A 24,668-nucleotide genomic window follows, 5' to 3' on the forward strand; every position below is an offset into this window, starting at 1 on the left:
GGGTTCAGCAGACCCCTTCAAGACGAACCGCCGTGGCCCTCACCGCTACCCGACTTCGTCTCTGCTGCTCCTGCGCCTGGTGACGTGCGGCATTTCGACGTTTCTCAGCAGCAGTCCTCGCCGCCCTGATCTTGGCGGCGCGGATACGCGTCGCGCGGATCGCGGCCCGACGGGCCTGGTGGACAGCCCACCCACGGATCTGCGAGAAGGCCTTCCCCAGGAACGGTGGAGCTGGAGGACGAACAGCCTCTCCGGCGGTTCCTGACTCGGCCGGAACCGGATAGAGGAGGCGAAGCGCCGTGAGGCTCCGGGGCGGATCGGCACCACGGGGCTCCCGCGACACATGGGTATCAACCTGACGTAGGAGTCTTGCATCTGCCCGACAAATCATGAAGGTTTTCTCCTAGGGCAGACCCGGACGCCGCGCGCGGTGACCGCACCGGAGCGCGTCCCTTCCGGCTGCTCGCTGTCCGCACGACAGAAGCCGGAAGGAGCCCACGTTGGCGAAACCCCACCGGAACCGTCCCGCTCACCCGCCCGCCCGGGGGGTGGGTCGGCTCTCCCGAACCGCCGCCCTCGCGGCGGTGCTCACCGCGTCGCTGCTCCACGCGCCGCACACGGCGGTTGCCGCCGCTCCGGCCGTTCCGGCGACGAACACCTCCGCCGAGCCGTGCGCGGTCGATCCGCAGGCGCCGCCCAAGCGGCAGATGCGCGCCGAGTGGATCTCCTCGGTGGTCAACATCGACTGGCCCAGCGAGCAGGGCCTCTCACCCGAGGCCCAGCGGGCCGAGCTGATCGACCTGTACGACCGGGCCAAGGCCGACGGGCTCAACGCCGTGTTCGTGCAGATCCGGCCGACCGCCGACGCGTTCTGGCCCTCCCCGCACGAGCCGTGGTCGGAGTGGCTCACCGGCACGCAGGGCACCGACCCCGGGTACGACCCGCTGGAGTTCGCGGTCGGGGAGGCGCACGCCCGCAACCTGGAGTTCCACGGCTGGTTCAACCCCTACCGGGTGGCCATGCACGACGACCCCTCGCGCCTGGTGGCCGACCACCCGGCGCGGGTCAACCCGGACTGGGTCTTCGCCTACGGCGGCAAGCTCTACTACGACCCGGGCATCCCCGAGGTGCGCGCGTTCGTCGTCGAGGCCATGATGCACGCGGTCGAGAACTACGACCTGGACGGCGTCCACTTCGACGACTACTTCTACCCCTACCCGGTGGCGGGCGAGACGGTGCCCGACCAGGACACGTTCGCCGAGTACGGCGGAGGCTTCGGCGACATCGGGGACTGGCGGCGCGACAACGTCAACCGCATGGTCCAGGAGATGGACGAGGCGGTGCACGCCGCCAAGCCGCACGTGAAGTTCGGCATCAGCCCGTTCGGGATCTGGCGCAACGACACCAGCGACCCGAACGGCTCCGACACCGGCGGGTTCGAGTCCTACAGCCAGATCTACGCCGACAGCCGCAGGTGGGTGCGCGAGGGCTGGGTGGACTACATCAACCCGCAGGTCTACTGGGAGATCGGCCTGCCCGTGGCCGACTACGCGGTGCTCGTCCCCTGGTGGGAGCAGGTCACCGAGGGCACCGACGTACACCTCTACATCGGCCAGGCCGCCTACAAGGTCGGCAACGCGGGCGCCTGGTCCGACCCGGACGAGCTCTCCCGGCACCTGGACCTGAACCGCGAGTACCCGGGCGTGGACGGGGACGTCTACTTCAGCGCGAACTCGCTGCGCACCAACGCCAGGGACGCCATGGACGTCGTGGTCGAACAGCACTACGCCAACCCCGCCCTGATCCCGGTCAAGGAGGACCTGGGCGGGGCCGCTCCCGCACCGCCGGTGGTCACCGCCGCCGCCCGGGCCGACGGCGGCACCGAGCTGACCATCCGCCCCGGTCGCGGCGGCAGGCCCGCCTACTACGCGGTCTACGCGCTGGAGGGCGCGCCGGGACGGCAGGAGGTCCCGTGCGACGTGCAGGACGCGCGCGCACTGGTCGGCACGGTGCGCGCGGCCGAGGACGGTGGCGAGACGGTCTTCACCGCGCCCGGCGGCGGTGACGTGACCTACTACGTGACCGCCCTGGACCGGCTGCACCACGAGAGCACGACGAGCAACCCGAGGCACGTGCCCCGGGGGTGACCGACGGACCGCGGGGCCCGGCGCACGCGCGCCGGGCCCCGTCCCCTTCCCCCGCCCCGTGCCGTCCCGGTCCGCACCGTGGTCGGTCCGTGACACCACGGCGACGGACCGGCGAAGAACGCGCCAACTCCCCGCCCGGATCTGGCCACGGCCCGCACCGCTGGGTCAGACTCGCCGGGACCGTTCGCTCCCCCGCTAAGGACCGCAGAGGATGACCCTCCCTCCACGCTCCCCCCGACTCCTGTCCCCGCTGATCGCCCTCGCCGTCGGCGCCGCCCTGCTCTCCCCCGCCCCGGCGGCCTCGGCGTCACCGCTTCCGGCCGAGACGGCCCGGGCCGTGGCCTCGCCCGCCGACTACGTGGACCCGTTCATCGGCTCCACGAACGGCGGCAACACCTACCCCGGCGCGGTCCGGCCGTTCGGGATGATCTCCTGGAGCCCGACCACGACCCGCGGCGACCAGACCGACACCGGCGCGGCCAACGGCTACTCCTACGACGTCACGCGGGTGCGGGGCTTCTCCCTGACCCACGTCAACGGCGCCGGGTGCCACCCCGGGGCCGCCGGTGACGTGCCGATCATGCCGGTCACCGTGCCCGTGGAGAGCTCGCCCAGCGCCGACACCCGCGACGAGGTGTACGCGAGCGACTTCGACCACGCCGACGAGTCCGCCTCCCCCGGCCGCTACACCGTGGCCCTGGAGAACGGGGTGCGCACGGACCTGAGCGTCACCGACCGGGCCGGCGCCGGGGAGTTCGACTTCCCCGAGGGCGACCCCGCCAGCCTGCTCTTCCGCACCTCCAACTCGCTCAACGGCAGCGAGGACGCCGACATCCGCATCGACGCGGAGGCCCGCACGGTGAGCGGTTCGGTGCTCACCGGCGCCTTCTGCGGACAGCGCGCCAACGGCGGGGAGAACAACCGGAACTCCTACTACCGGCTGCACTTCACCGCGCGCTTCGACACCCCCTTCACCGAGGTGGGCACGTGGGAGGACGGCGAGCTGAAGCCGGGGGCCACCACCGCCTCGGGCGGTGAGGGCTACGTCCGCGACCAGCGGCGGGGCCGGGGCTCGGGCGGCTACGTCTCCTTCCCCGAGGGCTCCGACGTGGGCGTACGCGTGGGCATCTCCTACGTCAGCGCGGAGAACGCCGAGGCCAACCTCGCCGCCGAGATCGCCCCCGGGCAGGGCGTGGACGCGGTGGCCGCGTCGGCGCGCGAGGCCTGGGACCGGCGCCTGCGCACGATCAGGGTCGGCGGCGGCACCGAGGACCAGCGCACCGCCTTCTACACGGCGCTGTACCACTCCCTGCTCCAGCCCAACCTGGTGAGCGACGTCGACGGCCGCTACCCGGGCATGGACGGCGAGGCGCACCGCGTGGCGGACGGGCAGGGCGCCCAGTACACGAACTTCTCCGGCTGGGACCAGTACCGCGCGCAGGTCCAGCTGCTCGCGCTGTTGGAGCCCGGGGTGGCCGGGGACTTCGCGCAGTCCCTGCTCAACTTCTCCGAGCAGAACGGCGGCGTGTGGGACCGCTGGGTGCACATCAACGGGCCCACGCACGTGATGACGGGCGACCCCTCGGCCGCGACGCTGGCGACGTTCGCCGCGATGGGCGTGGACGGGTTCGACGCCGAGGCCGCCTACGCCTCACTGCGGACCCAGGCCACCGAGCCGCACCCCGACGGCCTGTCCGACGCCGGGTGCCCGGGCCAGTGCGAGGGCCAGCGCCCGAACCTGGAGCGCTACCTCGAACTGCACTACGCGCCGCAGGACGACTGCCACTGCTGGGGCGGGGCCGCGGAGACGCTGGAGGCCTCCGTGGCCGACAACGCGCTCGCCCAGTGGGCGGAGCGCCTGGGGCGCGGGGACGACGCCGCGATGTTCGCCGAGCGCGGCGGGTACTGGCGCAACGTCTACAACCCCGAGGCCACGCCGGAGGCGGGCTACGCTCAGGCGCGCGACGCCGACGGGTCCTGGGTGAGCCCCTTCGACCCCGGGCGCGACACCGGGTTCGCGCAGGGCACGAGCGCGACCTACACGTGGATGGTGCCGCACGACGTCGGCGGCCTGGCCGAGGCGATGGGCGGCCGGGAGACCGCGGCCGAGCGCCTCGACGGGTTCTTCCGCACCCCCGACGGCGCGTGGTCGGTGGGCGGCGGCGACCCGCTGCGCTACGACCCCACCAACGAGCCGGGCATCCACGCCCCGTGGATGTACAACGCGCTCGGGCAGCCGTGGAAGACGCAGGAGACGGTGCGCGAGATCGTGGACACCCAGTACGGGACGGGGCCGGGCGGCCTGCCCGGCAACGACGACCTGGGCACGATGTCGGCCTGGTACGTGTTCTCGGCCCTGGGGCTGTTCCCGCAGGCGCCGGGGCGCGGCGAGCTGCTGCTGTCGGCTCCGGTGTTCTCCTACGCCAGGATCGCGCCGGGCGGGCGCGAGCCGATCACCGTCGTCGCCCCGAACGCCGGGCCCGACACGCCCTACATCGGTTCGGTGCGCCTGGACGGGCGGGAGCACACGCGCTCCTGGCTGCCGGAGTCCTTCCTCGGCGAGGGCGGGCGCGTCACGCACGTGCTGGTCAGCGAGCCCAACACGGAGTGGGCGACCGCTCCGGAGGACCTGCCGGTCGACCACTGAGGAGGTGGGCGGGCGCCGCGCCCGGGAGCGCGGCGCCCGCCCGTGACCGTCGCGGGGACCGGCGAGCGCCGGGCCCCGCGGCCGCTCACCGGGCGGCGTGCAGCGGGCGGGCGCGCAGGGCCGCGACGGCCGGGACCAGGCTCGCGAGCAGTCCGATGGCCACGACGGTGCCGACCAGCGGCAGGTACTGGTCCAGGGGGACGGCGAGCACCACCGTCCCGCCGCCGACGAGGGCGTGGCCCACGGCGGCCACCCCGGTCAGCGCCGTGGCGGTGCCCAGCGCCACCCCCGCCAGCGACACCGCCAGGGCCTCCCCCGCGACCATCCCGGCGACCTGGGCCCGCGAGGCCCCCACCAGCCGCAGCAGGGCGAAGTTCCGCGCGCGGGCCGAGACGGAGACCACGAGGGCGTTGACCGCGCTCACCCCGGCGAAGCCCGCCACCAGGGCCACCATGAGGTGGGTGATCCACGCGTCCTCCTGGCCGAGCCGGGCCTGGTCCGCGATGTGCCCGGCGCGGTCGCTGACCCGGAGTCCGGGCCCGGCGTCGATCGCCTCCTCCAGCAGGGAGGCCGTCCTCCCGGCGTCGGCCGAGGGGTCGAGCACCACGTACAGGCCGTTGTGCAGGGTGTCGAGCATCCGGGGCGCGACGGCCTCCTCGGGCAGCAGGACGTCGGGGAAGTCGAGCCCCGCCCGGTACAGGACCGACACCCGGACCGTGAACCCGGTGCCGTCGGGGCCGAGCAGCTCCACGGTCCGCCCCGCGCGCCACCCCTGGCTCCGGGCGGTGTCGGCGCGCACGGCGACCCCGCCGGTGCCGAAGTCCTCCCACGCGCCGCCCTCCACCGCCAGGTCGTAGACCCGCGGCACCGCCTCGGGTTCGACCAGGTGGGTGGACAGGTAGGGCCCGCCCGCGGAGGTGACCGTCTGGCGGTAGCCCCCGGCGGAGGCGACCCCGGGCACGCCCTCGGCGGCCTCGGCCGCGGACGCGGGCAGGCCCACGCCCAGGGCCCCGGACACCACCAGGTCGGCGGACAGGCGCTCCCCGTAGGCGCGAAGGCGGGCCTCGGTGGTGGTGGTCTCCTGGAAGAGCAGCAGGCAGGCGACCGCCGTGGTCACCAGCAGGGGCGTCATGACGCCCGCCACCCGGCGGACGTCGGCGCGCGCCTCCCGGTCGGCGACGAGGGAGGCGGCCCTCCTGCGGGTGACCGGGCGCAGCAGGAGCAGCACCGCGTGGACCAGCACCGGGGAGAGCAGGACCGCGGCGGCGACGAGGACCAGCGCGGCCGTGGCGGCGGCGGTCACCGCCACCACGGTCCCGGCCAGGCCCCAGGCCGTCGCGAACAGGGCCGCCGCGCCGCACAGGACCACGGCTCCGAGCACCGGGCGGGCACGGGAGAAGGGAACGGGTTCGGCCTGCGCCGCGCGCATCGCCTCCACGGGCGCGATCCGGCCCGCGGTGAGCGCGGGGCGCCAGGAGGCCGCCAGCGGCACGGCCAGGGCCAGCGCCGCGCCCGCCGCGAGCGGGGGCCAGCCCAGGACCAGCGCGAACCCGTCCGGCAGCGCTCCCAGCTCCGTGAAGAGCCCGGTCAGGAGCAGCGCCAGCGCCGTACCCGCGACGCAGGAGAGCGCGGCGGCCGCGCACCCCAGGACCAGGGCCTCCCCGACGACGAGTCGGCGCACCAGCCCCGGCCGGGCCCCGGCCAGGCGCAGGAGGGCGAACTCCCGGGCACGGTCGCGCACGGTCAGGGAGAGCAGGCCCGCGACCGTGACGGCGGCCACCGCCAGCGCCAGCGCGGCCATGGTGCCCAGGAACCGGCCCATGCCCGAGGCCAGGTCCCGGTTCTCCCCGTCCAGGGCCAGCGCCGTGGAGCGTTCGTCCCCGGTGAGCACCCGGGCGCCGGGCGCGGCCTCCTCGACCGCCCCGGCCAGCCGGTCGGGGCCGGTTCCCTCCCCGGGCCAGAGCACGGCCAGGACCGGGTCCCCGCCCCGACGCGCGGCCTCCGCGGGTGGGAAGAACAGGGCCCGGTCCGGGGCGCCGCCGCGCTCGACGGTTCCGGTGACCAGTACGTCGGCGGTCCCGTCGGAGGTCAGGACCCGCGCGCGGTCGCCGGGGGTGAGCCCGGCGTCGGCGGCGGTGCGGGTGTCGAGGACCACCTCGCCCGCGCTCTCGGGGGCCCGTCCGGTGGCGGGGGTGAGCCCCTCGGCCTCGGCGAGCGCCCAGGAGTGGCCGAAGGAGCGGTCGGAGTGGCCGCCGAGCGTGCGGTCGGCGGTGACCACGTAGGCGGAGAAGGGCGCCTCGACCGCCGTCCGGCGCACGCCGGGGAGGCGCTCCAGTTCCGCCACGGTCTCCGGGTCCAGCCGGGGCGGTTCCCCCAGCGGGGAGGCGGTGATCCCGGCCGCGGCCTCCTCGGGGACGGCCGTCACCACGACCGGCGCGCGCGACAGCGTCCAGGACGTTCCGGCTCCCCCGGCGGCCACCCGCTCGGCCGAGTCCTGGAGGGCGAGGACGGCCGTGGCCAGCCCGGCGCCCAGGGCCACGGTCAGGACCGACAGGACCAGCTGGCGCGCGCGGTCGGCGGCGCCGCGCAGAACCATCCGCATCACGCGGCACCGCCTCCCCCGTCGCTCGGGGCCGCCTCGTGGCGGCGCGGGTCCTCACCCCGGTGGCGCGGGTACCTCGGCCGACCGGTCTGCGCCTTGGGTGGCATGGTGGACGCCGACGCGGGCAGCGCCGCGGGCGGGACCGTGCACGGCACGCCGGATACCGCCCCGGGCGGCGTGGTGGACGGCGCCGTGGGCGATGTCGCGGCCACCGCCTCGGGCGACGCGGCGAGTGCGCCTGTACACGGCCCCGCAGGCATCGCTGCGGCCGCCTCCACGGGTGGCGCGTCGTGGTGCGTCGCGCGGTTCACCGCTCCTCCAGACGTCGGATCCAGGCCGGGACGGAGTCCGCGGTGGGGTCGGCCAGTTCCCCCTGGACGCGGCCGTCGCGCAGCATGAGCACGCGGTCGGCACGGGCGGCGGCGACCGGGTCGTGGGTGACCATGACGACGGTCTGCCCGTGGTCGGAGGCGGCCCGGCGCAGCGCCTCCAGGACACCGGCCCCGGAGCGGGAGTCGAGGTTGCCGGTGGGTTCGTCGGCCAGGAGCACGCTCGGCCGGTGCACCAGGGCGCGGGCGACGGCGACGCGCTGCTGCTGGCCCCCGGAGAGTTCGGAGGGCCGGTGTCCGAGGCGGTCGGCCAGGCCGAGCGAGTCCACGAGGTGGTCGTGCCACGCCTCGTCCCGGGGCAGGCCGGACAGGCGCTGGCCGATGGTGATGTTCTCCCCCGCGGTCAGCGAGGGGAGGAGGTTGAAGGACTGGAAGACGAACCCGAACGCCCGTGCGCGCAGCCGGGTCAGGGCCGGTTCGGCGAGTCCGGTGATCGGCTGGCCCTCGACCGTCACCGTGCCCGCGTCGGGGCGTTCCAGCCCGGCCAGGCAGTGCAGGAGGGTGCTCTTGCCCGAACCGGAGGGGCCCATGACCGCCGTGAACCCTCCCCGGGGAAAGGCCGCGTCCACCCCGGCCAGCGCGTGGACGGGGACGCCTCCCCTCCTGTGGATCCTGGTCAGCCCGGACGCCCGCAGCGCGTGGGGTGCGGCGTCGGCTCCGGCCCGGTCCCGGACGTGCCCGTCCATGGCGAACTCCGCTCGTCTCGTCGTGTGGAAGGGGCGTCGGCGCCCTTGTCCGGCCCCCGCGCAAGAGCCAAACACGGGGGCCGGTCGGCGTCACTGGGCCTGGACGGAGGTCCGGGGGTGGGGCGGTCCCCACCCCCGGAGACCGGCCGGGGCACGGGGACGGGCAGCGCGGACGGGCCTCGTCGGCGGTGCGGACGCGGGCCCCGCCGACGGGTTCGGCGGCACCGGCGGGCAGGGCCCTCGGGCGGGGCGCGCGGCCCCGCTCCCTCCCGACGACCGCGTCCCCTGGCCGCGGTGTCCGGACGTCCCTATGCTTTGCCGGGGCCGCCGTCCCAGGGAGGCGGACAAAGACGAGGGGGAGTCCGTGAAGGACGGATACGACGTGCTGGTGGTGGGGGGCTCGGGCGTCGACACGATCGTCCGTGTGGACGAGCTGGCCCTGCCCGGCGGGGACTCGGTGTTCGTCCCGCCGGTGGTCGACTACGTGGGGCACACCGGCAACGGGGTGGCGCTGGGGTGCCACGCGCTGGGGCTGGCCACCAAGTTCATCGACTACCTGGGAGACGACGCCCAGGGCCGGATGGTGCTCGACTCCTACGCCGAGCAGGGGCTGGACTTCAGCCACACCGTCTCGCCGCACGGCACGCCCCGGGGCGTCAACCTCGTGGACCGGAGCGGGCGCCGCTTCTCCTTCTACGACGGGCGCCACCCGGGCGACCTGCGGCTGCCCCCGGAGTTCTACCTGCCCTTCGTCCGACGGGCCCGGCACGCGCACCTGTCGATCATCGGCCACAACCGGGACATGTACGGGGACCTGGAGCGCCACGGCCTCACCACGTCCACGGACCTGCACGACTGGGACGGGACGGACCCCCACCACCTGCACTACGCGCTGCGCTCGGACGTGGTGTTCATGAGCGCGGCGAGGGTCCGCGACGGGGTCGGGGACGTGCTGCGCGACGTGGTCGGCCGGGGGCGGGCCCGGGTCGCCGTCGCCACCGACGGCGAACGGGGCTGCCACGTCCTGGAACGGGGCTGGGACGCGCCGCGCGGCTTTCCCGCGGTGCGGCCGAACCGGCCGGTGGTGGACAGCAACGGCGCGGGGGACGCGTTCGTGGCCGCCTTCCTCCACGCCTGGCTCGGCGGGGAGCCCGTGGAGCGGTGCGTCCTGGCCGGTGCGGTGGCGGGGGCCTTCACCTGCGGCAGCGCGGGAACGCACACCGAACTGATCGACCTGCCCACGCTGCGCCGTCTGTCCGAGGACGCCGAGTACGCGCCCGTCTGAGGGGGCGGTCGGAAGCGCTTCCGGTGTGGTGCGCGGGGCGGGCCCGTGGACCCTGACGGCCACAGCACCGGCGGCGGGCCCGGTTCCCGCCCGGCGCCCGACCGCCGGACCGGGGCGCGCGGGGTCCACGCGCGTCGCGCGGTCGCCCCGGTCGCCCCGGCCGTCCCGCACGGCCCCGGGCACCGGGCACCGGGTCGCGTTGGGCGGCGGTGCGCGGAGCGACGTAGCGTGACCCCATGGAAATCGATCTGCGTACACGCACGGCCCTGGTGACCGGTTCGACCCAGGGCATCGGCCTGGCCATCGCCACGGCGCTGGCGCGCGCCGGGGCGACGGTGGCGGTCAACGGCCGCGGCGAGGAGAAGGTCGCCCGCGCGGTGGAGGCGGTCACCGAGCGGGTGCCCGGGGCCGCGCTGGTGGCCGCGGCCGCCGACGTGACCACCGAGGAGGGCGTCGACCGGCTCCGCGAGCTGCTCCCCCGGATCGACGTGCTCGTCAACAACCTCGGGATCTTCGGGGCTCAGGACCCGCTCGACATCTCCGACGAGGAGTGGCGGCGCTACTTCGAGGTCAACGTGCTCTCCGCCGTGCGGCTGACCAGGGAGTTCCTGCCCGGGATGACCGAACGCGGGTGGGGCCGGGTGCTCAACATCGCCAGCGACTCGGCGCTGGTGGTCCCGGCCGAGATGATCCACTACGGCATGTCCAAGACGGCGCTGCTCGCGGTCTCGCGGGGGTTCGCCAAGGAGGCCGCGGGCACGGGGGTGACCGTCAACTCGGTGATCGCCGGTCCCACCCACACCGGTGGCGTGGAGGACTTCGTCTACCAGCTCGTCGACCGGGACCTGCCCTGGGAGGAGGCGCAGCGGGAGTTCATGCGCCTGCACCGGCCGCAGTCGCTCCTGCGGCGGCTGATCGAACCCGAGGAGATCGCCAACATGGTCGCCTACCTGAGTTCGCCGCTGGCCTCGGCCACCACGGGGGCCGCCGTGCGGGTGGACGGCGGGTACGTCGACTCCATCGTCCCCTGAGAACGCGCCCGGACGCCGGGCGGGGGCGTCCGGCGTCCGGCGTCCGGCGTCCGGGGACGGCGCCGCTCTCAGCCGGTCGCGTCCACGGACCGGTGGAGCCGGTCGGCGAGCGCCGCGGTGTGGCGGGCGAACTCCGGCGGGCCCTCCACCGTGAAGGCAAGGCCGGTGAGCGCGAGGACGACCGCGAGCCACTCGTGGGAGTCCACGCGGGCGGTGTAGCGCGCCCGGTCGGGTCCGACCGCCTCCAGGTCGCCGTCGATCCGGGAGATCCGCGCCGCCACCTCCCCGGCCGACGCGTCGAACAGGACCGACACCGTGTGCCGGGCCCGCCCCGCCCCGAAGCCCCGCTCCAGGTGGTCGGCCAGCGGTTCCCCCGGCAGCTCCCGGCGGGTGAAGGGCGCCCTCGTGGGGGTGACCCCGGTGATCCGGTCGAGTCGGAAGGTCCGCCAGTCGTCGCGCTCGCGGTCCCAGGCGAACAGGTACCAGCGCCGTCCGGACAGGACCAGCCGGTACGGGTCCGCCTTGCGGCGCAGCTCGCGGCCGTCGCCGCCGCGGTGGAGCATCCGGACCCAGTGCCCGTCCGCGACGGCCTCGCCCAGGTCGGTGAGGACCCGTGTCCGCACGCCCGGCCACACCCGCTGCTCCGGTTCGACCGCCGCGGCCAGGGCTCTCGCCCTGCGGGCCAGGCGCGAGGGCAGTACCCGGCCGAGCCGGGCCAGGGCCCGCTCCGCGCTCTCCTCCACGCCCTCCACCCCGCCGAGCCCGGCGGCGACGATCCGCAGGCCCAGGGCGGCGGCCACGACCTCGTCGTCCTCCAGGAGCAGGGGCGGCACCGCGCGGCCCGCGACCAGCCGGTAGTGGCCTCCGGGGCCGCGGAGGCTCTCCACCGCGTAGCCCAGTTCGCGCAGCCGGTCGATGTCGCGGCGCAGCGACCGGGGGCTGACCTCCAGGGCGGCGGCCAGGTCCGCGCCGGGCCAGGCCCTGCCGGTCTGGAGCAGGGAGAGCAGGCGCAGCATCCGCGCACTCGTGTCGGCCATACGGTCCATTCTCCGGCGGGCTGTGGCCGGATTCCGACCGCGATCCCCCGGTGCGGCGCGGTCGCCGGCCTGGACGGGTGTTCCGGCAATCCGGAACACGCATTTGCGCACGGTCATCGGGGTGACGGAAAGGCACCGGTGGTGTGATCGTGGACACCGTCGGCGTTTTCGTGGAATCGCTCCCCGTCGCTTCGGGCGGAGACCGCGTGCGCTGACCAGCGGTTCCCGGGAGAGGGAACGGCGCAGAAGTCGCGTTGCGCCCCCGCGTGATCACTCTGCGCACCCATTCCTTACTGAGAGTTTACCTGGGCCGGGTAGACATAGACGGAATGGGCCCCCACGGACCTGAGATAAGGATGTGCGCGACGTGATGGACTGGTTGAGCAACCTCTTCGGCGGAGCAGCCGAGGAAGCAGCCCAGGGAGTGTCCGACGCCGTGGGCGGAGTCGGCGAGGCCGTGGGCGGGATCGGTGAGACCCTGGGCGGCGCCGGAGAGGCCGCGCAGGCCTACGGCGAGGAGGCCGTCGGCGGGTTCACCGAAGGTGCCCAGGCCTACGGTGAGGAGGCCGTCGGCGGGTTCACCGAGGGCGCCCAGGCCTACGGCGAGGAGGCCGTGGCCGGTTTCCAGGACAGCGCCACCGAGGCGGTCGGCGGCTTCCAGGACCAGGCGGACACCGTGAGCGGTATCGCGGAGGACCCGGGCGGCGCCGCCGCCGACCACTTCTTCGGCAACAACTGACCTACCGCCCTCCCGGCCCCGGCCGGGAGGGCGCGGCCCGCCCGGAGCACCCGTGCCCGGGCGGGCCGTTCGCGCGCCGCGCCCCGTCAGCCGGGGAACAGCCGGTCCGGACGGTCGTCCGGAGTCCGTTTCCGGCGCCCGGCCGGGAACCGCCTCCGAGTCCGCGCCCGAGCACCAGGACCGCGGCCGCCCTCCCGGCCCCGGGACCCTCGGCTCACTCCCGGCGCGGCCGGGCCACCGAGAGCACGGCGAGCGCGGCCAGGGCGGCGACGCACGTCCAGGCGAAGGCGTCCCCGATCCGGGAGTAGACCGTGGTCACCCCCTCCCGGGGCACCATGGCGACCATGGTCTGCTGCCCGGTGGTGAAGTAGTCGGTCGTCGCCAGCACCCGCCCCTGGTGGTCGGTGGCGTTGGCGCGGCCGCGGCTCGCCTGCCGGAACAGGGCCGAGCCGTTCTCCACCGCGCGGAACACCGCGTTGCGCGCGTGCATCTCCTTGATCCCCTCCCAGGTGTTGGCGCCGACCAGCAGGACGTCCACGCCCCGCGCGCCCGCCTGGCGGACCAGTCCCGGGAAGTCGGCGTCGTAGCAGATGGCCACGGCCAGCCTCCCCGCCGGCGTGTCCGCGACGGGCACCGTGCCGGGCCCCGGCTCATAGGGCTCCAGGACGGGTACCGGCCTGCTCTTGTCGTAGGTCCACACGACCTCGCCGTCCGGGGCGACCATGAGCATCTGGTTGCGGATGTGGGGATCCCGCCCGGTGTAGACCGACATACCGGCGTTGACGTACACCCCGTGGTTCCGGGCCACCTCTCGGATGTCGGCCACCAGCAGGTCGCGGTCCTCCTCCAGGGTGAAGGCCGCCGACTCGGGCCACACCACGACCTCGGCGCCCGCGGCCGCCTCCCTCGCGGTGCTGGCGAGGAGTTCGTCGTTGACGACGCCGAAGCGCTCACGCAGCACGGCCGGATCGGCGGCCCGCAGCGCTTCCAGCGAGTCGTACTCCCGGAAGGTCGGCACCAGCTCCTCCCAGGCGTCCTGCGAGGCGGTGACCCCCGCGACGCGCACGGTGTCGCCCGAGGGCGCCATGAAGATCAGGCGCGCGCCGCCCGCGACGGCGACCAGCGCGACCGCCCCGGCGCAGGCCGCCGCCACCGCGCGGGCCGCGCGGTCGGTCAGGCCGCGTGCCCACAGCAGCGCCGCCGCTGAGCACGCCCAGGCCACCAGGAAGCTCACTCCGTACACACCGGTCACCGAGGCCACCTGGATCAACGGGAGGTTGTCGGCCTGGGTGGCGCCGAGAACCCCGTGGATGGTGCCGAAGGGGGTCACCGAGGCCACCGTGAACTCCACGGCCACGGTGGCGAGCGGGAAGACCAGGCTGGCCCGCCACGGGGCGCGCTCCCCCAGTCGGCGGTACAGGAGGCGGTCGGCGGCGTAGGGGGCCGCGTCGGCCAGGGCCAGGGCCAGCGCGAGCAGGACCAGCGGCGGGGAGAGCAGGTCGGCCAGCCACAGCCAGACCAGCACGGCCGTCGTGCTGGCGGCGAGGACGCCCGACAGGGCGGGCAGCGGTCGGCTGGCGCGTGCGAAGCGCAGCAGCAGGACCGGATAGACCCACGCGAGCAGCGCGATGTCCCAGGCGGCCTGCATCGCGAAGAGGGACAGGGCGGTACCGGCGAGGAGCCGGGCGTAGCGCGGGAGGGTCGGGGGCGCGGTCATGGTTCGGCCTTCGTCTCGGGGAACAGGGGTCTCGGCCGGCCGGCACGGCCACAACGCTAGGGAGCCGCGGCCCCGGCGCCCATGGGGAATCCCGCCCTGTTCGGGACGCGGCTCCCCACCCCGGAATGCGGTGTTCCGCAGTACCCGCGCGCCCGCGGGGTGGCTAGTGTCGACGCTGACGCCGACCGCGGCCTCCCCCGTTCTCCGAGAGCACGGGTTCCGAGGGCACGGGCCCGCGCGCGGACGACCGGGCACGGACAGCCGGAGACGGGTGCCCGGTACGCACCAGCGGACGCGGGCACCGGGCATGGGCAGCCGGGCCCGGATGCCCAGCGCGGACGCCGAAGGCGGCGGCGGTCGGACATCGGAGAGGACGGACGTGACGACGCACGGGGACGCGCATCCGGCGGCAGCGGTGGCGCGCGCCTGGGGCCGGGCCGTGACGGGCGCCGCCGCCGGAGCGGTGACCGCGCTGGCCGAGGCCCTCTTCCTCGCGGCGGTCCTCGCGGCCGCCGTTCCCGCGCTGCCGCTCCTGCTCCGTCCCGCCTCGCACGCGTCCCTGCGCCGGGCGCTGGACGGGGCCGCCCGGCCGCTGGTCTCCCTGGAGCGCGGCCGCCTGTCCGCCCTGTTCGGCGTCGACATCACCGTGCGCCCCGGGACGGCCCGACCGCTGGCCTACCTCGCGGTGCGCTGCCCTGTGGGGCTCTTCGGCGGGCTGGTGCTGGCCTTCTTCGCCGCCGGGCTCTACCTGGCGCTGTCACCGCTGGAGGTGCTCGACGGCAACGACCCCGCGATCGTGCCGATCGGCCTGGCCCTGATGTACCTGAGCGCTCAGGGAACCGTGGGCCTGGTGGGAACGGAACGCTGGCTGGCCCGGCGGTTCCTCGGTCCCAGCCGCCAGGACCTCATGGAGGAGCGGATCGGGGTCCTGGTCGCGACCCGCGCGGGAGTGGTCGCCGCCGTGGACGAGGAGCGCCGCCGGATCGAACGCGACCTGCACGACGGCGTCCAGCAGCGCCTGGTGCTGCTGGGGATGGCGCTGGGCCGGGCCCGCCGCGACCCGGGTTCGGAGCGGGGGCGCGCACTGGTCGAGCAGGCCTACGAGGAGTCCCGCGACGCCCTGCGCGACCTGAAGGAGGTCGCCTGGCGGGTCTACCCGGCCGCGCTCGCCGGGTCGGGGCTGCGGGCCGCGCTGCACGACCTGGTCGGCCGGTCGAGCCTGCCGATCGATCTGGAGTACGGCCTGGAGGACGCGTGCCCGCCGGCCGTGGAGACGGCGGCCTACTTCGTGGTCGCCGAGTCGGTGACCAACGCGGTCAAGCACGCGCGCGCCGAACGGGTCAGCGTGCTGGTCGGCGCGCGGGGCGAGGAGGGAGCGAGGTCCGTGGTGGTGCGGGTACGGGACGACGGGGTGGGCGGGGCCGACCCCGCGGGAACGGGGCTGGCCGGCCTGGCCAGCCGGGTCGAGGCGCTCGACGGCCGGCTGTCGGTGGACAGCCCCGCGGGCGGGCCGACCACGGTCCGGGCGGAGCTGCCGTGCGGGTGATGTTGGCCGAGGACTCGGCACTGCTACGCGAGGGGCTGGTGCGGCTCCTGGAGGACGAGGGGCATCAGGTGCTCGCCTCGGTCGGGGACGCCGACGCCCTGTTGGCGGCGGTCCGCGAGGAGGCGCCCGACGTGGCCGTGGTGGACGTGCGCATGCCGCCCACGCACACCGACGAGGGGTTGCGCGCCGCGCTGCGAATCCGCCGGGAGCAGCCCGGAGTGGGTGTGCTGGTGCTGTCCCAGTACGTGGAGAAGCGGTACGCCACCCGGTTGTTCGGTGAGAACACCACCGGTGTGGGCTACCTGCTCAAGGACCGGGTGGTGGAGGTGGACGAGTTCCTGGAAGCCCTGGTCAGGGTGGGGAGGGGAGGCGCGGCCTTCGACCCGGAGGTGGTGCGCCAGCTGCTCGCGGGCAGCAGCCGCAGGGATCCGCTGGGGCGCCTGACCGAGCGTGAGCGCGACGTCATGGCCCTGATGGCGCAGGGGCACATCAACTCGGCGATCGCGGCGCGGCTGTTCGTGTCGCAGAGCGCGGTGGAGAAGCACGCCAACGCCATCTTCGACAAGCTGGAACTGGGCGACACCAAGGGGTACAGCCGTCGCGTGCTGGCGGTGCTGCGCTACATGGAGGCCTGAGCGCGGGCGGGGCCGGGCACGGGGGCGCCGCGCGGCGGTGAGCGGTGTCCGCCGCGCGGCCGTCGGCCGCGGGTCCGCCGGGGGTGGAGGTCCCGGCGGACCCTGTCCGGAGGAGGGGTCCGGACGGCCGGTCGGTTGGTCGTGGGGATCAGGTGAAGTTCACGTCACTGCACAGGTAGTAGACCTGGTCCATGTGGGAGGCCTGCCAGATCGTGAACACGATGTGGTGGCCGGACCTGCCCGAGGTGCTGACGTCGATGTAGCTGTCCAGCGCGGGCGCGTAGGGACCGGTCTCCTCGACCAGTTCGAGGTCGTCCCAGCCCAGGGCCTGGGTGGTCGGGTCGAAGCCCTGCTCGGTGACGTAGACGCGGAAGTAGTCCGCGCCGTGCTGGGCCTGGTCGTACAGGTGGAGGGTGAAGTCGTCTCCGACGTCGGTGGTCTTCCACAGGCCGACCGCGTCCATCGAGTCGTAGCGGCCGCCCTCGGTGTTGCCGCCGCTGCACAGGGTCCCGTCGGGGATCTGGCCCTGGTGGTCGCCGCCCACGTTGTCGCGGTACAGGCCGTTCCAGTTCCACATGGCGTTGGGGTTGTCCTGCCACGCCTGCCAGCACATGGGGTCTTCCTGCGCCATGTCCGGGTTGAGGTGGTCGCTGCCCCAGCGCTCCCAGCAGCCGTAGTTGCGGCTGGCGGGGTCCACGATCGAGCCGTGCGCGGAGGCGGGGGCGGCCATCGTGGTCAGGGCGACCAGGGGCACGGAGGCCAGGACGAGCGCGCGTGCGGCCCAGGTCCGGCGGGTGGTCCCGGTGCTCTCGGTGGTCTCTGCGGTTTGGGGGGTCGTGCTTTCCATTGCGTTCTCCATCGTTCTCGGCTTGGTCAGCCGATCGACGGGAGCGCTCCCATAGCGCATGTTACCCCTTGGAGCCGAGTCGAAACAGAGCGCGGGGAAAATCCCCGGCGCGCCCTTCGGCGGCCACCGCCTCCGGTGCCCCGGCCGCCCTCAGGAAAGGGCACCGATGCGCGCCACCGCCGCCCGCCCGACCGCCCGACCGCCCGCTCCGACACGGTAGCCGCGCCCAGGCGAGACGGCCGCGGGGAGAGCGCCGACAACGGTGACAGGTCCCCGGGCGCCCCGGATCCGCCACTGCCGCCGGTGGTCCGCCGCGACCCGTCCGGCCGGGTCGATGCCCGACAGCCGGGCCGAGTCTGGGCACCTATCAGCTGGCCGACCCAGGGGGGAGCCGCCCTGGAGGCGGCGGCGGGAGACCTCCTCGCCGAGTACGCGGGGCCGCCGGTTCCGTTCCGGGTCGCGGCCGCCGCGGCGGGGCCGCCCGCCGAGGCCGCCTGGCGACCCCTGGTCCCTACTGACCGGTTGTGAACCAGGTCACTACCTGCGCATTTCCCTTATGTGAACCGCGTACCAGAAATACTCCGGTCATATGGTGTTTACATATCACCATTGTCGGGCTACCGTTCAGGAAAGCGTTCCGGACCCGTAACACTCCGTCGCGGGAACCGGCAACGCCTTCGCACACACTGTTCACATCCATCCCCCTACACCCCCGCTCACCCCGACTGGGAGCGCTCCCAATCCTTCCAGTCCTTTTCGCTCGGCTTTACCCCGGATCTAAGGCACGCGAATGCAGCGCTCACCTCCATAAACGCAGGGAATTGTCCACACCTCCCGTCTGCCGGGCCCGAACTTCCCGGCCCGGCACTTCAGAAGGCTCCTTCTGGCAACCCGCTTCCATAAGGAAAGAAGAGATGAGCACACCCCCCCGTGCCGCGAACCTACGTTCGTGGACACGACGCGGCCTGGCCGCGACCTCCGCCCTGGTGCTCGGCAGCACCCTGGCGGTCGCCTCCTCCGTACCCGCCAGCGCAGCGGCCGGTTGCGAGGTCGACTACCAACTCAACGACTGGGGCTCCGGGTTCACCGCGAGCGTGGAGATCACCAACCTCGGCGACGCGGTCAACGGCTGGACCCTGGAATGGGACTTCGCCGGAAACCAGCGGGTCACCAACTCCTGGAACGGCACCGTCACCCAGAGCGGACAGAGCGTCTCGGCCACCAACGCCGGGCACAACGCCTCGCTCTCCACCGACGGCACGGCCACCTTCGGTTTCCAGGGAAGCTACACCGGAAGCAACGCCGCGCCCACGGCCTTCGAACTCAACGGCGTACTGTGCAGCGGTGACGTCGGGGAGCCGGAGGAGCCGGAGGAGCCGGAGGAGCCCGGGGAGCCCGAGGAGCCTGAGGAGCCCGGCAGCAACGGTCGGGTGGACAATCCGTACGTGGGCGCTGACGTGTACGTCAACCCGATCTGGTCGGCCAACGCCGCCGCCGAGCCCGGCGGGGACGCCGTGGCCGATGAGCCCACCGGGGTGTGGCTGGACCGCATCAGCGCCATCGAGGGCAACGACAGCCCCACCACCGGCAGCATGGGATTGCGCGATCACCTGGACGAGGCCCTGGCCCAGGCCGACGGTGAGCCGCTGGTGTTCCAGGTGGTCATCTACAACCTGCCCGGCCGTGACTGCGCCGCCCTGGCCTCCAACGGCGAGCTGGGCCCGGACGAGATCGACCGGTACAAGAACGACTACATCGATCCCATCGCCGAGATCCTGGCCGATTACGAGGACACCGAGCTGCGGGTGGTGACCACGGTCGAGATCGACTCGCTGCCCAACCTGGTCACCAACGTCTCCCCCCGCGAGACCGCGACCGAGAACTGCGACGAGATGCTGGCCAACGGCAACTACGTCGAGGGGGTGGGCTACGCGCTGGCGCAGCTGGGCGCGATCGACAACGTCTACAACTACGTGGACGCCGGTCACCACGGGTGGATCGGTTGGCAGGACAACTTCACCGCCTCGGCGGCGCTGTTCCATGAGGCGGCCAACGCCGCCGGGGCGACTCCGGCCGATGTGCACGGGTTCATCGCCAACACCGCGAACTACTCGGCTCTGGTGGAGGACAACTTCTCCATCGACCAGACCATCGCGGGTACGCCGGTGCGCCAGTCGGACTGGGTGGACTGGAACCAGTTCACCGACGAGCTGTCCTTCGCCCAGGCTCTGCGCGAGGAGCTGGTGGGTCAGGGCTTCGATTCGGGGATCGGGATGCTCATCGACACCTCCCGTAACGGGTGGGGCGGCCCGGACCGTCCGGACGGGCCGGGGCCGAGCACGGATGTGAACGCCTACGTGGACGGGGGCCGCTACGACCGCCGGATCCAGTCCGGGAACTGGTGCAACCAGTCCGGTGCGGGGTTGGGTGAGCGTCCCCAGGCCGCTCCGGAGCCGGGGATCGACGCCTATGTGTGGATGAAGCCGCCGGGTGAGTCCGACGGGTCCAGCGAGTACATCGAGAACCCCGAGGGCAAGGGGTTCGACCGGATGTGCGACCCGACCTATGAGGGCAACCCGCGCAACGGTTACAACATGAGCGGTGCGCTGCCCGAGGCGCCGATCTCGGGGCACTGGTTCTCCGCGCAGTTCCAGGAGCTGCTGGCCAACGCCCACCCGCCCATCCAGTAACAACTCCCGGATCTCGGCTCCCTTCCGAGACGGGGCGCCCGTCCACCCCTGGGGGTGGGCGGGCGTCCGCCATGCGCGGGCCCTGGGATCATGGGACGGGGCTCCGGGCGGCGGAGCCCCGGACACCTGAGCTGGGGGAAACGCGTGGCGGCACCGTTGGAGACCGACACCGTCGTGGTCGGACTGGGAGCCATGGGGGCGCAGGCCCTGTGGCGCCTGGCCCGGCGCGGTGTGGACGTGATCGGGGTCGAGCAGTTCACGCCCGGGCACGACCGGGGCTCCAGCCACGGCGAGTCCCGCATCATCCGTACCGCCTACATGGAGGGCGCCGCCTACGTGCCGTTCGTGCGATCGGCCTGGCGCGCGTGGTCGGAGCTGGAGGAGGCCTCCGGGACCCGGCTCGTGGTGCGCACCGGCGCCCTGATGCTCGGCGCGCCGGACAGCCCCGCCGTCACCGGGTCGGTCGCCGCCGCCGAACACCACGGCCTCCCCCACCAGGTGCTCTCCCGCGACCAGGTCTCCGAGCGCTTCCCCCAGCACGTACCGCGCCCGGGTGAGGTGGGCGTCTTCGAGGAGGACGCCGGTGTGGTCCTGCCCGAGGCCGCGATCACGGCGGCCGTGCGGCTCGCGCGGGAGGCGGGCGCGCGGGTGCTCACCGGCGCCCGGGCGACCCGCGTCGTCCCCGACCCGGACCGCCCCCGCGTGGTGGTCGGGGACACCGTGATCCGGGCCCGCCGGGTGGTCGTGACCGCCGGGTCCTGGCTGCCGCGGCTGGTGCCCGAGGTGGCGGAGCTGGGCGGCGGCCTGCGGGTGGAGCGGCGGGTGCTGGGCTGGTTCCGCACCACGCGGGATCCGTCCCCGCACGCGCACGGACCGGTGTTCGCCCGGGACGAGGACGACTGCACCTGGTACGGGTTCCCCAGCATGGACGGCGGCCGGACCGTCAAGATCGGTGTGCACGCCGAGGCTCCGGGGAACAGGGGCGAGGGCGCCCAGTGGGGCGAACCGGTCGACCCCGACGCGGGGCCGAGGGAGCCCGACGCCGCCGACGCGCGGCGACTGGGACGGCTGGCCTCCGGACTGAGCGGTGTGGCTCCGCTGCCCGAGCGGATGGTCTCGTGCATGTACACGATGACGCGGGACGAGCACTTCGTCATCGGTCAGCGCCGCGAACTGCCCGGGCTGGTGCTGGCGGGGGGCTTCTCGGGGCACGGCTACAAGTTCGCCTCCGCGGTCGGGGAGGCGCTGGCCGACCTGGCCCAGCACGGGCGCACGGACCTGGCCGTGGACCTGTTCGACCCGCACCGCTGGGACTGAGCCGGGCGGTCGGCGGGCCCCGGGGCGGGGTGCGACCGGCGCGCGCGGGCGTGCGATCATCGCTTCCACGCGCGGCGCGAGCGCGGCCTCCCTCCCCCTCTCAGCCTCCCTCCGGAAGGACCGCCATGAACAGTCCCACCGTCCCGCGGACCGCGCTCGTCACGGGCGCGTCGTCGGGGATCGGCGCCGCCGCGGCCGCCGAGCTGGTCCGCCGCGGCTACCGCGTGTACGGGACCAGCCGCGACCCCGGGGCGGTGGCCGAGCCGGTTCCGGGTGTGGAGTACCTGGCCCTGAACCTGGCCGACGGAGCGTCGGTCGAGGCGTGCGCGACCGCCGCGGGTGACGTGGACGTGCTGGTCAACAACGCCGGGGAGAGCCAGAGCGGGCCCTTCGAGGAACTGCCGCCGGAGGCGGTGGAGCGGTTGTTCCGGATCAACGTGTTCGGCGCGGTGCGGCTCACCCAGCTGCTGCTGCCGGGGATGCGCGCCCGGGGGTACGGGCGCGTGGTGATGGTGGGCTCGATGCTGGCGAGCTTCCCGCTGGCCTACCGGTCCTCCTATGTGGCCTCCAAGGCGGCGCTCAAGGGGTTCGCGAACGCGCTGCGCCGCGAGGTGTCCCCGTACGGGGTGGGGGTGGCCACGGTCGAGCCGGGGTCGATCAACACCGGCATCAGCGAGCGGCGGACCCAGTACCTGCGGGAGGGGTCGCCGTTCGCGGCCGAGTACCGCACCATGCTCAGGGCGCTCGACGCCAACGAGGCGTCGGGGATCACGCCGGGGGCGGTGGCCCGGACCATCGTGCGCGCCGTCGAGGCGGACCCGCCCCGGCCGTTCTACGCGGTGGGCAGCAACGCCCCGGTGGTCTTCGCGCTGCGGCGGCTGTTCCCGCGCTCGCTCGTCCTGCGCGTGGTCGCCCGCAGGCACGGGCTGTAGCCGCGGGTGCGCCCGGGCGGCCCCTGGGGCCCGGGCGTCCTGGGCCCACCAGCGCCCGGCCCCGCGCGGACCCGCCGTGCCCGCGGGGTTCCGGGTGGCGTGTCCCCGGTCCCGGATAGGTTGTCCCGACCACAGGACACCACCCGCCCCGGACCCTTTCGGGGCGGGTACAGCGACGGAGCCGCCGTGAGACAACAGGTTCACTTCATCACTCTGGCCACGGCCGACCTGGACGCCGCCCGCGCGTTCTACCGGGACGGGCTCGGTTGGGAACCGCTCATGGACGTCCCCGGGGAGATCGTCTTCTTCCAGGTCGCGCCGGGGCAGGTCCTGGGCCTGTTCGACGCGGAGAAGTTCGACCGCGACCTGGGGCGCCCTCCCGGCACGACCGGCGTGTCGGGGCTGACGCTGTCGCACAACGTCGACGGCCCCGAGGAGGTCGAGCGGACCGTGGAGGCCATGGCGCGGGCGGGCGCGCGGGTGCTCAAGGCCCCGCAGCCGGGTGAGTTCGGCGGGATCTTCCACGCCCACGTGCAGGATCCCAACGGCGTGGTGTGGGAGATCGCGCACAACCCGGGCTGGCGTGTGGACGAGACCGGCCGGGTCGTGTTCGGCTGAGGTCCGGGCGCCCGCCGGGGACCGCCGCGCCCATCGGAGCGGCGGCGGGCCCCGGCGGCGCCGGGCGGTCGGGGCCCGGCGCCCCGGCCGGTTCACGGTTCCAGGGGGCGCAGGCGGATGTCGTGGCCCTCGGAGTCGGCCGCCGCGAAACGCAGCAGCCGTGCGCCCTCCTCGGTGACCGCCTCCTCCTCGGCCGGGGTGAGCGGTGCGAACAGCCGCACGTCCAGTACGGCGGGGCCGCCGCGCCGGGCCCGCACGATCCGCCACAGCCCGCGCACGAACCCGTCCACGGTCAACGGCGCCTCGACCACGATGTGGGGACGCTGGTGGTCGGCGACGACGCGGGAGCGGTCGTCGTAGGAGACCAGCACGTTGTCGAGCAGCGCCAGGAAGCGGACCGGCGCGGGCGTGTCGGGATCGGGGCGGGGCGCGTCGGGCAGGTCGAACAGCTCGCGGCCGTCCGGGTCGCGCAGGACCCGCAGCCGCGACCGCAGCCCCTCCACGACCGCGCGCATGCGGGTCGTCCCGCTCCAGGCCTGGACGTCCCTGGCGGTGGCCGGGCCGAACGCGGCGAGGTAGCGCAGCACGAGGGTGTCCGGGGAGGGCTCGGCGGCCAGGGGCGCGCCGAGCCACTCCTCGGCGAGGGCGAAGGGTGTTGGGCCGCGCCGCCCCCACGTGCCGTCGGGCGGCGGGTGCAGGACGGGCAGGAGTCCCTGGACCGAACGGGCCAGGGAGACGGGGGCGCGTCCGGGCCAGCGCTCGGCCAGGGCCCGGCCCAGGTCGGGGCGGAGGAGTCCGCCGTCGGCGAGGAGCGCGCGTGCGGCGGCGGCCAGCTCGGCGGGGTCCACACCGGGCAGGTCCCGACCGAAGGCGCCCTTCTGCCAGCGGATCAGCACGGGGTGCAGGGTCGGGCGCAGCCACAGGTAGTCGGCGGCGGTGACCAGGTGCTGGGTGCCCCGCAGGAGGGTGGCGCGCACGACCTCGCGGCTGTGCAGGAGCCCGGTGAGGTCGTCGATCCGAAAGTCCCGGACACGGGACCACAGGCCCACGTAGGGCGGCTCGGGATCCTGCGCCTGGAGCCCGACGAGGTGGTGGACGACCTCGGCGGCGGTGTGGTCGGCGGTCCGGCCGAGGAGCAGTTGGCGGGACAGGGTCGCCCTGTTGAGGGCGCGGCGGTCGAGCGCGGTCATGGACGCGACCCTAGAAGGGGTGGAGGTCATCAACTGTCCTCCACTCGTCCGCCGGGGACGGTCACCGCGTGCGGCCGTGCGGACGGTCGGGGGCACGGGGCGGACGGGGAGCGGGTCGGCCGGTGGAGGGGTGTGTTCGGGGCGGGGCGGCGCGGGCGCCGGCGGAGGTTGTCCTAGGTTGGGCGGGAGGACCGCAGACAACCGAGAGAGGTGCCGCGTGAGCAGCGTCGTCAAGTTCAACGTCCTGACCGTCCCCGAGGGCGCCGGGGCGACCCTGGAGGAGCGTTTCGCCAAGCGGGCCGGGCTCGTGGAGGACCAGCCGGGGTTCGAGGAGTTCCAGCTGCTGCGCCCGGTCGAGGGCACCGACAAGTACCTGGTGTACACCCGGTGGCGGTCCGAGGAGGACTTCCAGAACTGGGTGAACGGCCAGGCCTTCCGCCAGGGGCACGCCCAGGCCGCCGCGGACGCCCAGAAGGAGGGCGCACCGGCCGGGCACGGCCAGGGCCACGGCCACGGGCACGGCGGCCCGGCCGCGACCAACAGCGAGATCTGGGGCTTCGAGGTCGTCCAGCGGGTCTCGGCCCGCTCCTGACCGCCGGAGGCGGGTGCCCGC

At 74.4% G+C, this 24,668-nt stretch carries 18 protein-coding genes; 12 read left to right on the forward strand and 6 right to left on the reverse strand.

All coding sequences use genetic code 11. The annotated features are described in order from the left end of the window. Nucleotides 1–500: 500 nt before the first annotated feature. Together EV372_RS03790 and EV372_RS03795 are read left to right on the forward strand one after the other, a co-directional pair. The gene (locus EV372_RS03790; protein ID WP_130394865.1) at nucleotides 501–2,147 is read left to right on the forward strand and encodes a family 10 glycosylhydrolase; all 1,647 of its coding nucleotides are present in this window, start codon (nucleotides 501–503) and stop codon (nucleotides 2,145–2,147) included. A 211-nt stretch (nucleotides 2,148–2,358) separates the two neighbouring features. Then, nucleotides 2,359–4,794, forward strand: a complete 2,436-nt coding sequence (locus EV372_RS03795) for a GH92 family glycosyl hydrolase (protein WP_130394866.1) — start codon at nucleotides 2,359–2,361, stop codon at nucleotides 4,792–4,794. Between the two features lie 85 nt (nucleotides 4,795–4,879). Here EV372_RS03795 and EV372_RS03800 read toward each other — a convergent pair whose 3' ends face one another. Both EV372_RS03800 and EV372_RS03805 read right to left on the reverse strand, forming a co-directional pair. Next, nucleotides 4,880–7,396 (reverse strand): ABC transporter permease, encoded by a 2,517-nt coding sequence (locus EV372_RS03800; RefSeq protein ID WP_486484143.1) that lies wholly within the window; start codon nucleotides 7,394–7,396, stop codon nucleotides 4,880–4,882. Nucleotides 7,397–7,703: 307 nt separating this feature from the next. Further along, nucleotides 7,704–8,471, reverse strand: a complete 768-nt coding sequence (locus tag EV372_RS03805; protein WP_130394868.1) for an ABC transporter ATP-binding protein — start codon at nucleotides 8,469–8,471, stop codon at nucleotides 7,704–7,706. A 364-nt stretch (nucleotides 8,472–8,835) separates the two neighbouring features. Between EV372_RS03805 and EV372_RS03810 the strand changes: the two genes are divergently transcribed. Both EV372_RS03810 and EV372_RS03815 read left to right on the forward strand, forming a co-directional pair. Then, nucleotides 8,836–9,756: a carbohydrate kinase family protein gene (locus EV372_RS03810; RefSeq protein ID WP_130394869.1), complete on the forward strand. Its 921-nt coding sequence runs from the start codon at nucleotides 8,836–8,838 to the stop codon at nucleotides 9,754–9,756. Between the two features lie 236 nt (nucleotides 9,757–9,992). Beyond that, nucleotides 9,993–10,787, forward strand: coding sequence for an SDR family NAD(P)-dependent oxidoreductase (locus EV372_RS03815; RefSeq protein ID WP_130394870.1), 795 nt, complete (start codon nucleotides 9,993–9,995; stop codon nucleotides 10,785–10,787). Nucleotides 10,788–10,855: 68 nt separating this feature from the next. On the opposite strand, the gene EV372_RS03820 is transcribed toward EV372_RS03815, so the two are convergent. Beyond that, nucleotides 10,856–11,824, reverse strand: a complete 969-nt coding sequence (locus EV372_RS03820) for a helix-turn-helix transcriptional regulator (RefSeq protein WP_130394871.1) — start codon at nucleotides 11,822–11,824, stop codon at nucleotides 10,856–10,858. A 370-nt stretch (nucleotides 11,825–12,194) separates the two neighbouring features. On the opposite strand from EV372_RS03820, the gene EV372_RS03825 reads away from it, so the two are divergent. After that, nucleotides 12,195–12,563 (forward strand): hypothetical protein, encoded by a 369-nt coding sequence (locus EV372_RS03825; protein WP_165436055.1) that lies wholly within the window; start codon nucleotides 12,195–12,197, stop codon nucleotides 12,561–12,563. Nucleotides 12,564–12,777: 214 nt separating this feature from the next. Here EV372_RS03825 and EV372_RS03830 read toward each other — a convergent pair whose 3' ends face one another. Next, nucleotides 12,778–14,280, reverse strand: a complete 1,503-nt coding sequence (locus tag EV372_RS03830; RefSeq protein WP_130394873.1) for a nitrilase-related carbon-nitrogen hydrolase — start codon at nucleotides 14,278–14,280, stop codon at nucleotides 12,778–12,780. 379 nt (nucleotides 14,281–14,659) lie between these two features. Between EV372_RS03830 and EV372_RS03835 the strand changes: the two genes are divergently transcribed. Together EV372_RS03835 and EV372_RS03840 are read left to right on the forward strand one after the other, a co-directional pair. Further along, entirely contained in the window at nucleotides 14,660–15,826 is a 1,167-nt protein-coding gene (locus EV372_RS03835; RefSeq protein WP_130394874.1) for a sensor histidine kinase, read from the forward strand. After that, on the forward strand, nucleotides 15,817–16,461 hold the full coding sequence (locus tag EV372_RS03840) for a response regulator transcription factor (RefSeq protein ID WP_019611223.1): 645 nt from the start codon (nucleotides 15,817–15,819) through the stop codon (nucleotides 16,459–16,461). Before EV372_RS03835 ends, EV372_RS03840 begins: the two co-directional genes overlap by 10 nt. A gap of 148 nt (nucleotides 16,462–16,609) precedes the next feature. Here the strand turns inward: EV372_RS03840 and EV372_RS03845 are convergent, their stop codons facing one another. Next, nucleotides 16,610–17,308, reverse strand: a complete 699-nt coding sequence (locus EV372_RS03845) for a lytic polysaccharide monooxygenase (RefSeq protein WP_197044360.1) — start codon at nucleotides 17,306–17,308, stop codon at nucleotides 16,610–16,612. Nucleotides 17,309–18,222: 914 nt separating this feature from the next. Between EV372_RS03845 and EV372_RS03850 the strand changes: the two genes are divergently transcribed. The 4 genes from EV372_RS03850 to EV372_RS03865 all read left to right on the forward strand — a co-directional run bounded on the left by EV372_RS03850 (nucleotide 18,223) and on the right by EV372_RS03865 (nucleotide 22,865). After that, complete coding sequence (locus EV372_RS03850; protein WP_130394875.1) at nucleotides 18,223–19,998, forward strand: glycoside hydrolase family 6 protein; 1,776 nt, start codon at nucleotides 18,223–18,225, stop codon at nucleotides 19,996–19,998. A gap of 144 nt (nucleotides 19,999–20,142) precedes the next feature. Continuing rightward, nucleotides 20,143–21,315, forward strand: coding sequence for an N-methyl-L-tryptophan oxidase (gene solA / locus EV372_RS03855; RefSeq protein ID WP_130394876.1), 1,173 nt, complete (start codon nucleotides 20,143–20,145; stop codon nucleotides 21,313–21,315). 125 nt (nucleotides 21,316–21,440) lie between these two features. Then, nucleotides 21,441–22,247: an SDR family NAD(P)-dependent oxidoreductase gene (locus EV372_RS03860; RefSeq protein ID WP_130394877.1), complete on the forward strand. Its 807-nt coding sequence runs from the start codon at nucleotides 21,441–21,443 to the stop codon at nucleotides 22,245–22,247. Nucleotides 22,248–22,433: 186 nt separating this feature from the next. Continuing rightward, complete coding sequence (locus EV372_RS03865; RefSeq protein WP_130394878.1) at nucleotides 22,434–22,865, forward strand: VOC family protein; 432 nt, start codon at nucleotides 22,434–22,436, stop codon at nucleotides 22,863–22,865. Between the two features lie 92 nt (nucleotides 22,866–22,957). Here EV372_RS03865 and EV372_RS03870 read toward each other — a convergent pair whose 3' ends face one another. Next, entirely contained in the window at nucleotides 22,958–24,055 is a 1,098-nt protein-coding gene (locus EV372_RS03870) for a winged helix DNA-binding domain-containing protein (protein WP_130394879.1), read from the reverse strand. 217 nt (nucleotides 24,056–24,272) lie between these two features. Here EV372_RS03870 and EV372_RS03875 point away from each other — a divergent pair, with 217 nt between their 5' ends. After that, complete coding sequence (locus EV372_RS03875; protein ID WP_130394880.1) at nucleotides 24,273–24,647, forward strand: antibiotic biosynthesis monooxygenase family protein; 375 nt, start codon at nucleotides 24,273–24,275, stop codon at nucleotides 24,645–24,647. Nucleotides 24,648–24,668 lie beyond the last annotated feature (21 nt).

The organism is Nocardiopsis sp. CNZ308, assembly GCF_004217075.1.

Excerpts from the sequence above, each read along its gene's own strand:
- EV372_RS03795 (WP_130394866.1), top strand. The coding sequence starts at position 2,359 with ATGACCCTCCCTCCACGCTCCCCCCGACTCCTGTCCCCGCTGATCGCC.
- EV372_RS03800 (WP_486484143.1), bottom strand. The coding sequence starts at position 7,396 with ATGCGGATGGTTCTGCGCGGCGCCGCCGACCGCGCGCGCCAGCTGGTC.
- EV372_RS03805 (WP_130394868.1), bottom strand. The coding sequence starts at position 8,471 with ATGGACGGGCACGTCCGGGACCGGGCCGGAGCCGACGCCGCACCCCAC.
- EV372_RS03815 (WP_130394870.1), top strand. The coding sequence starts at position 9,993 with ATGGAAATCGATCTGCGTACACGCACGGCCCTGGTGACCGGTTCGACC.
- EV372_RS03820 (WP_130394871.1), bottom strand. The coding sequence starts at position 11,824 with ATGGCCGACACGAGTGCGCGGATGCTGCGCCTGCTCTCCCTGCTCCAG.
- EV372_RS03825 (WP_165436055.1), top strand. The coding sequence starts at position 12,195 with ATGGACTGGTTGAGCAACCTCTTCGGCGGAGCAGCCGAGGAAGCAGCC.
- EV372_RS03830 (WP_130394873.1), bottom strand. The coding sequence starts at position 14,280 with ATGACCGCGCCCCCGACCCTCCCGCGCTACGCCCGGCTCCTCGCCGGT.
- EV372_RS03845 (WP_197044360.1), bottom strand. The coding sequence starts at position 17,308 with ATGGAAAGCACGACCCCCCAAACCGCAGAGACCACCGAGAGCACCGGG.
- EV372_RS03850 (WP_130394875.1), top strand. The coding sequence starts at position 18,223 with ATGAGCACACCCCCCCGTGCCGCGAACCTACGTTCGTGGACACGACGC.
- EV372_RS03860 (WP_130394877.1), top strand. The coding sequence starts at position 21,441 with ATGAACAGTCCCACCGTCCCGCGGACCGCGCTCGTCACGGGCGCGTCG.
- EV372_RS03870 (WP_130394879.1), bottom strand. The coding sequence starts at position 24,055 with ATGACCGCGCTCGACCGCCGCGCCCTCAACAGGGCGACCCTGTCCCGC.